Origin of the sequence: Prevotella amnii CRIS 21A-A (genome assembly GCF_000177355.1) — a bacterium.
GTDB lineage: Bacteria > Bacteroidota > Bacteroidia > Bacteroidales > Bacteroidaceae > Prevotella > Prevotella amnii.
In genome coordinates this window covers 1-7,557 of sequence record NZ_ADFQ01000041.1, presented here as the reverse complement: position 1 = coordinate 7,557, position 7,557 = coordinate 1, and the positions used below count along the sequence as shown (strand labels likewise).

At 38.9% G+C, this 7,557-nt stretch carries 7 protein-coding genes and 2 pseudogenes; 2 read left to right on the top strand and 7 right to left on the bottom strand.

The genetic code is table 11. The features are described from left to right. Positions 1 to 358: pseudogene (locus HMPREF9018_RS03870) on the bottom strand (VapE domain-containing protein); the annotation flags it as partial. Between the two features lie 431 nt (positions 359 to 789). Between HMPREF9018_RS03870 and HMPREF9018_RS03860 the strand changes: the two are divergent. Then, positions 790 to 1,077: a helix-turn-helix domain-containing protein gene (locus tag HMPREF9018_RS03860; RefSeq protein ID WP_008448408.1), complete on the top strand. Its 288-nt coding sequence runs from the start codon at positions 790 to 792 to the stop codon at positions 1,075 to 1,077. Between the two features lie 15 nt (positions 1,078 to 1,092). After that, the gene (locus HMPREF9018_RS03855) at positions 1,093 to 1,380 is read left to right on the top strand and encodes a helix-turn-helix domain-containing protein (protein ID WP_008448398.1); all 288 of its coding nucleotides are present in this window, start codon (positions 1,093 to 1,095) and stop codon (positions 1,378 to 1,380) included. A 221-nt stretch (positions 1,381 to 1,601) separates the two neighbouring features. Here HMPREF9018_RS03855 and HMPREF9018_RS03850 read toward each other — a convergent pair whose 3' ends face one another. From HMPREF9018_RS03850 to HMPREF9018_RS03830, 6 genes and pseudogenes are all read right to left on the bottom strand, one after another. Beyond that, on the bottom strand, positions 1,602 to 4,181 hold the full coding sequence (locus HMPREF9018_RS03850) for a peptidase associated/transthyretin-like domain-containing protein (RefSeq protein WP_008448394.1): 2,580 nt from the start codon (positions 4,179 to 4,181) through the stop codon (positions 1,602 to 1,604). Then, complete coding sequence (locus HMPREF9018_RS03845; protein WP_039864290.1) at positions 4,178 to 5,032, bottom strand: GLPGLI family protein; 855 nt, start codon at positions 5,030 to 5,032, stop codon at positions 4,178 to 4,180. Before HMPREF9018_RS03845 ends, HMPREF9018_RS03850 begins: the two co-directional genes overlap by 4 nt. Positions 5,033 to 5,096: 64 nt before the next feature. Next, positions 5,097 to 5,273 (bottom strand): hypothetical protein, encoded by a 177-nt coding sequence (locus HMPREF9018_RS11085; protein ID WP_198506721.1) that lies wholly within the window; start codon positions 5,271 to 5,273, stop codon positions 5,097 to 5,099. A 452-nt stretch (positions 5,274 to 5,725) separates the two neighbouring features. Beyond that, positions 5,726 to 6,153: pseudogene (locus HMPREF9018_RS03840) on the bottom strand (hypothetical protein). 237 nt (positions 6,154 to 6,390) lie between these two features. After that, a complete protein-coding gene (locus HMPREF9018_RS03835) occupies positions 6,391 to 6,816 on the bottom strand; it encodes a hypothetical protein (protein ID WP_008448406.1) in 426 nt (141 codons plus the stop codon). Continuing rightward, positions 6,813 to 7,557 (bottom strand): site-specific integrase (locus HMPREF9018_RS03830; RefSeq protein ID WP_008448402.1); only part of this gene is annotated, 745 nt, incomplete at its 5' end. The genes HMPREF9018_RS03835 and HMPREF9018_RS03830, both read right to left, overlap by 4 nt.

Here is a 7,557-nt window from a genome sequence, read left to right as displayed (position 1 = left end):
GCAGCACTTCTGAAGCATCAACCTCTGGCAAAGCCTTGAAGTAGTCCTGTATGGGATTGATGCGTGGCGAAAAGCTGCTTTCGATGATGGAATAGAGATTGTCGGACGATGTAATGATGCCAATGTCGGAGTCAAGTTCCCTACGGAGAGAGTTGATTTCATAGCGTCCAACCTTTGTGAAACGATTGCTTGCATCTTTACTGCTTCGGTATTCCGTCCTGCCCAGCACGGTATTATACCTGAACGCATAGTGCGCACGGAGATAGGTTTCTATCTCGCTGTTTTTGGAGGTGTTTCCCCTGCGTTCGGTAGAATTGCCAGTTGTTTTCATTCTGCTTTTATCTGCTTCATTTTTCATTGTTTACCCGTTTTGGTTTCCAAGAGTGAAGTTACGGCGAGAATGTCAATGTTCCAAGCAATCTGAGCATGCTTGCATAATGTTGCACTCATTGGCAATGAATTTCTCACGGATTTCTGACAGGAAGAAGCAGGAAAATAAGGATTTCAGGCTAATATAAGGGAGCAAGTATAGAAATACTACAAGAAAAGTATGTACTTATTTGCTCCAATCTGCACTGTATTGCTTTGACTAAAACAAACCTAGGAAAAAGGAAGATAAGGAACTACAGAATAGTAAGAAAGATAACCGCATTTCCTTTGGTTTCCCTATTCTTCCCTGCTGTTCCCCACTGCTTTGCGGATTGGAAATAAGCGCATACTTTTGCACGCAGAAACATGCGATGAAAAGCAAATCGCAAAAGGAAAATATAAACAAAACAATATAACACTATGGGATATTTTATCATTACCGACAAACAATGGGCGATGCTTAGGGACGAAATCCTCGCCCTTGCCCAGACCTGCTATAAGGCATTTGGAGAATCGAGTAAACACACAGAATGGCTGCACAACGGAGATGTGTGTCAGCTACTGGGCATCAGCAAGCGCACCTTACAGCATTATCGAGATACGGGCGTGCTGCCGTTTGCACAAATCGGGCACAAGTGCTATTATAAGCGTGAGGACGTGGAGCGATTGTTACAGACAAAATCAGAGAAAACCAAGAGTAACAAATAGACAAACAATGAAAAGATGGAAGCTGTTAGAGATTTGAACATGGATATGGACGAAATGCAGGTAGTGCTGTCCGCTATCCACAGTGTGAGCAGGAGAATTAAGGAAGTGGCACAAACGCACAAGCCGCTATTTAGCGGAGAGCATTTCCTTACGGGTAAGGAGGTGTGTGAGCGGCTATATATCAGCCCTCGCACCTTGCAGGATTATAGGGATAGAAAGATTATACCCTATATGCAGTTTGCAGGGAAGATACTTTATAAGGAATCAGACTTGGAGAGGCTTTTAGATAATTATAATATATAGGCACATAGGTGATATTTCATTGTAAGCATCCGATATCCGCAGCCTTTTAGAGTGATCCTATAGTCATTACCTTTGCAAGAAAAATGTTTGCAATCAATGAAACCAATGTTTTTCGGGCAAGTAGTTTTCCCATAGATATGCATCAAGGTATCCTTTGCCTATCCCAATATGTCCGTCATTTCGACTTAGCTCCGCTTGATTATCCTTTCAAAAATAAGAACTCAAAAATTAACAGAAATCGAAAAAAGACCTTCTATCCCTCGTAAGGGACGTTCATAGTAAAAGTAATTGATACCAGAATAATAACCTTCTATATACTTAGTCTGATTGAAAAGATTGGTGACCTTGCCAGTCAGCTCGATTCTTTTTGAAATGATATAAGAACATGATGCATCTACGAAAGTCAGGCTATGATATTTACTGGGTTCTGTCTCTATAATATTATTGTTTGCAGATATTCCAAAATTTAGTTTCTTGACTGGGTGAACTTGCAGACGAAAAGTATTATAATAGCTCCTAAGTGAATTGCTCGACTTAAATTGTTCGTTGTTTTGCCACGATAGATTGAAGGTCGCATCATTATAGATTTGAAGCCATGATAATTTAGTCCATGACAATGATAATGATGTGGAGAATATATTCGACTTTACCTTGTATTCAACAGTATTCTGTATAAATGGTTGTTCGCTATGATTGAAATTGACTGTCGCTTTTGTGAATAAGCGAATTTTACTCCATGTTTTTTCTACAGAAGTAAGGGCTAAGAGTCTGTTGGAACGCACGTTTTCCCAAATTGGATCGATTTTGCTCCACTGGTTATCATAAGTATAAGAGTTATAGAAATCCCGCTTCTGCCATGACGACGTTACCATCATATTCCAAGAGAAGAGGGATATGATGTTTGTATAGTTTAACGAAGCTGAAAGTGATTTGCTAAGATTTCTTCCAAGATTGTCCAATCCAGAAACTTTCGTACGGTAGTTTGAAAAATAGAAGCTAGAAAACGGATCTTCTCCAGCAATATCATCTGTTACACCTGCACTTAGCATACACCTCCATTGAGAATTGAAATGGTGAGACCATCTGAGGGAAGGAGTAAGATAAAACCGATTATTCTTAGAATGTGGAAGCCATTGCATACGTGAAGATAGAGCGTTCAGGGGTAATGCTACATAAACAAAACCACGAGAGTACTTTATGGTATATTCTGGGCTAAAGCTGTTCTTGACATAAAAATACTTATCATATCTATCTTGTTGGATTCGCAAACCGTTATTTCTGTATTCTAACGCATATTTCAGTCGCAGTTCATTGCCCCAGACATTGAAAATAGTTGAAACACTATTTCTTGCAACAAGCCTTTTTGAAAGAAGCCGTTCGTCCAAATTATAAATGGGGTTATCTGAAATATCATCAGAAAACAATTTCTCTTGGTTACAATAGTAGCGTACGAATGAATTTACCTGAAGAATTTGCTTACCCAATGTCAGTGTCATCTGCAATTTGTTCTGTACTGTTATTGATCTTGCATTCGTCTTGCTGTCAATTCCCACGTAGTTGCTATTAATCACTCCGTTATTTGTCTGCTTACCAAAGCTCGTTGTTAATTCTTCTATAAGGAATACATGAGGAGCATTATGTTCATAATGAAATATAGGCGCCAATACCCAGTCTTTAAATGTTGACTGATCCATCTCATGTAACATAACTGGCGAACTTCCTCCATACTTGTTTACAAGACTGTCGGAATCGTTAATACGGTTTCCATAAAAAACGATATTGGAGCGAAAGTTTCCATATTTCCCAACTAGATGGGAATGATTCAAACCTGCAGAAATTGATTTATTAAATGTAAAACGTTTCTCATCAATAGGCAGGAAAGTTCGTCTTTCTGTTGTCAGCTTATTGTTTGGAATAGGCTCGTAACCGTCTATATCCGTCACGTCTATATGTTCCTTAGCATATTCGTTGAGATTGTTGCCTGTATTATTAGTCTGAAGGGTCGCTAAAAGTTGGTTTTTACGTGCGATTCTCACAGCTGTTCCATCTACATTCCACAGTGCTTCGTCTCCATATCCACCACCAGCACTGAGTTCTCCAAACATTTTTGCCTTGTAGTCACTTTTCAATTTGATGTTTAGTGTAGCCTTGTCCGATAGCACCTTCCCTCTTAATGCTCTTATGGGTTGGTCATGCTCCATCACCTGAACTTGTGCTACAGCGTCTATCGGAAGGCTGTTTGTAGCTTGATTGTATCTATTGCCTAATAAGCTCTGTCCCTCGATATTAAAACTATTGATACTATTACCTTTATAGGTGACCCTTCCATCTTCATCCACTTCTATACCTGGTAGTTTCTTTAGTACATCTACTAATTTTTTGTCATTTACATCCTTGAATGCTGCAATATTATAATTGATGGTGTCCTTATGAACTTCTATCGGCTTGATATTAACGGTCACCTCCTGCAAAGCAACTGCGTCTCGTACCAAAGCCACATCAGAATTATCGTGCAGTGATGCTACACTTATCCTGTGTCCCTTATATCCAATAGACTTGAACTCTGCATAACTACAATTGGCAGAAAGCCGCAACATATATTTACCATCCACATCTGATATTCCAAAAGTGAGCAACTTTCCGTTCTTATCGTATGTTCGACAGCTTACAGACATAAGGGGTTCACCGCTCTTGGCATCTGTCACGATACCATGAACATTACTCTCTGTCCCCTGACCGTAAATAAGACAGGAAATAAAAAGACATAGGCTAAGTAAAATATATCGTAGGCTGGTTTTCATTCCAGTTCAATCGGATTATACGGTTTTTGTTTTATCGTCTTTGCTGTTTCAGGTGGAATTATCACACCAGGCATATTCATCTTTATAGCCCGCAATGGATCTTCCTTCTCATTACGGTAAGCCTGACGCGCCTTTTCTCTGCTTGTTTTTATTATTTTGATGTTTTTATGAAGATAAATAGGCATCCCTTCTGATACATTTATTATACCATTAAGTCTGAACGAAAAGTTATTTTTTGAGTCCCTTATAGAAACTATTAGTCCAGGTAAACCATCAAACAGATAAGGGCCATAAGGAACGGGATAATCCATAGCAAACCACGCTGTCCAATCTCTACCTCCAAAACTGCATTTGGCTTTAGTCACATTTATATTGTTGATGATGCTGTCATCACCTATAACTTCCCAGTTTATCACTGGTAAAGTCTGAGTATACTGATACGTGCCGAGTCCCTCTATCTGTATTGTGGCTTCCTTTTTAGATATGTCTTTAACAAGAGGATAGTTATAGGTCGGTTTTTCTAATGACATAGCTGCTGCGAAGTATTCAATAGATGAACGTCCTTGTTCATAATAAGCATCATTGATAGAATCATTTTTCCACGAAAAATAATCACAAAAACCACAGATTTGCTTTCCGATAGTTAGCATAGTTTGCCCATTGATTCGTTTAGCGATATCTGTGGAATCTTGCAAATAAGAAAACTCATAAAAAATTTGTACTTTTGCAGAATCAAACGTTGTTTTATTTACCAAGGTTAAAGAAGGCATAGCTCCATTTACTGTTTGTGAATGCATATTAATAAAACAACTCATTATAAAGGCTAATATGAGAGAACACGATTTTATCATAATTTTGCAAATACAAAATAATGCATAGATATTAAGCAGAATAATATCTATGCATTTAAAAGATTTAATGAATTTGGTTCTCTAACCTCATAACATCTGCTATCATATCAGAAGCACTCTGATAATTGTCAGACTCAAGGTAAACAACTTGTCCATTTGATAATGTTACCTTAACAGAATGTGCATTTGCAGCACTACAGCAAAGTGTAAGAAAAAACACCGCAGATAATAATTTTTTCATTTCTGATAATTTATTAGTCCATTCCTAAAAAACTAGTTAATATATGATTTGAACGGTTAAGGAGTTTACTTGATTAAAGTAAAACCATTCTAAAAGTATGATATTTATTAAGTAATTAATATATATTCAGTTTTGCAAATTAAAGAAAAATAATCCATATCTCCAAATTTTCACAAAACTTTTTAATGAGTTATCTTGTAATTGTGCAACTTCGATGACTTTTTGCAAAATATAAAGCAAGTAAATACATTTGTGTATGCAGTAATGTCTAAAAACAAAGCAATACTGAAAATCTCTTTTTTATACTCTCATTTAAGTAGTATGTAGTCATATTATAGCAACACCCATAAACACCTGTTTGATACAATGTAATTCTTTCTCTTTCAACGATATATCTTGTATTGTAGTAATATAGTAAGATAACAGTGAAAGAAAAAGGATTGATACATTATTCAGTTATTGACACCCTTGCCATATATGATGATTGGGGCGAGTGCATTCCTTGGACGTATTAACTCACTGCACACATATCTTCTGAACAGGTGGGTTTCTACACTGTCAAGTTGGAAGGATAGGGCAATGATGATTGGGAGCGGGTAAAGATGGGGGCATAACCTGCCAACTCTTTATCTCTGCCTATTACCCTCTCACCTGCACACCTTTCATCAGGGTGCAGGTTGGGATTGCGGATTATCTCTTGAAGTCTATTATTGAGCTTCCTCCACGTTACACCGAAGAACCTCGCAAGTTCGCCCTCCGTCATGGCAATTTCTCTATTTCCTTTGCGGACGATTTGCATATTGCTGCCCCATTCATAATAACTGCGCTCTTTGCATTGATGGAATTTTACTTCTATCTGTGCTTTGTTCTTTGTATTCATGCCGTTTCCTCCATTTTATAGATTGAAATATCTGAAGGTTCATAACCCTCTCTGACTCTATTCTATAGTTAATAGAAACATATTCTTTCCGTTCACTTGTTGGTAGTATGTAGTCATATCGTAGTAACACACATAAGCAACTACTGACAACAACGTAATCCTTTTTCTTTCATCGGTTTATCTCATATTGTAGTAATGTAGTAAGAAAACAATGAAAGAAAAAAGATTGGTACATATTCAGCTGTTGACACCCCTGCCATATATGATGATAGGAATGACAGAGTTCCTTGGACGCATCAACTCACTGCACACATACCTTCTGAACAGGTGGGCTTCTACGCAGTCAAGTTGAAAGGAAAGGGCGATGATTGTCGGTAGTGGGTAGAGCGGTGCGTAGCCCCTTACCTCCTTATCTGTAACAATCTTCCTTTCACCTGCATTCCTTTCATCTGGAGACAGGATGGATTCTTCGGTTATCGCCCGAAGACTGCCACTGACTTTCTTCCATGTCACACCAAAGAACCTCGCAAGCTCGCCCTCGGTCATGGCTACTTCGCCTGTACCCCTGCGGACAACCTGCATACCGTTTCCCCATTCAAAATAGCTGCGTGCTATGCTCTGTCGAGAATCTGTCCCTGTCTGCAATCTGCCTTCTTTATTCATGCCGTTTCCTCCATGCTTTCGTTTCTGCTTGCGTTGACAATCGTCATTGTCCCTATGGTAATAGCTTCCGTTTCCATTGTATCGTTTTCTTTGTTCTTTTCCTGATGTTTGGCGATGAGTCTGTCCATATCCTCCGAAATCTTGCAGTCCGTTACCTGCGCATAAATCTGCGTACTTGCAATTGATGCGTGTCCCATCATCTTGGCGATGCTCTCTATGGGAATACCTGCACTTAGGCACATCGTGCCGAAGGTATGCCTTGCCATATGATAGGACAAACGTTGCTTGATACCACAAGCCTTGCCTACGATGCTTAACTTCGCAGCTAACACACTTCTGCTGCAATAAGGTTGAAAAATAAAGCGATTATCCATATCCGTGTTATTGCCTTCTTCTTTCACCGCTTTTAGTTGCCTTTGCTGCTCGATAATCGTCTTGGCTATGGGATGTAACGGCACTATAAATTCTACTTTTGTTTTCTGACGCTCCTTTCTTATATACATCTGTCCGTCCGCTGCGCTCTTGATATGCCCAAACGTCAAGTGTTCCATATCCGTAATGGCTAAACCTGTGAAGCAGGAGAAGATGAACATCCGCCTTGCAAGTTCGGCATCGCTATCACACATCTTCATTGCCATCAGGTTTGCTACATCACTCTTGCTAAGAAAACGAATTGCCTTTTCCACCTTTTCATATTCCGCATGTTCAAATGGGTTATAACGAATGATGCGGTGGCTTACT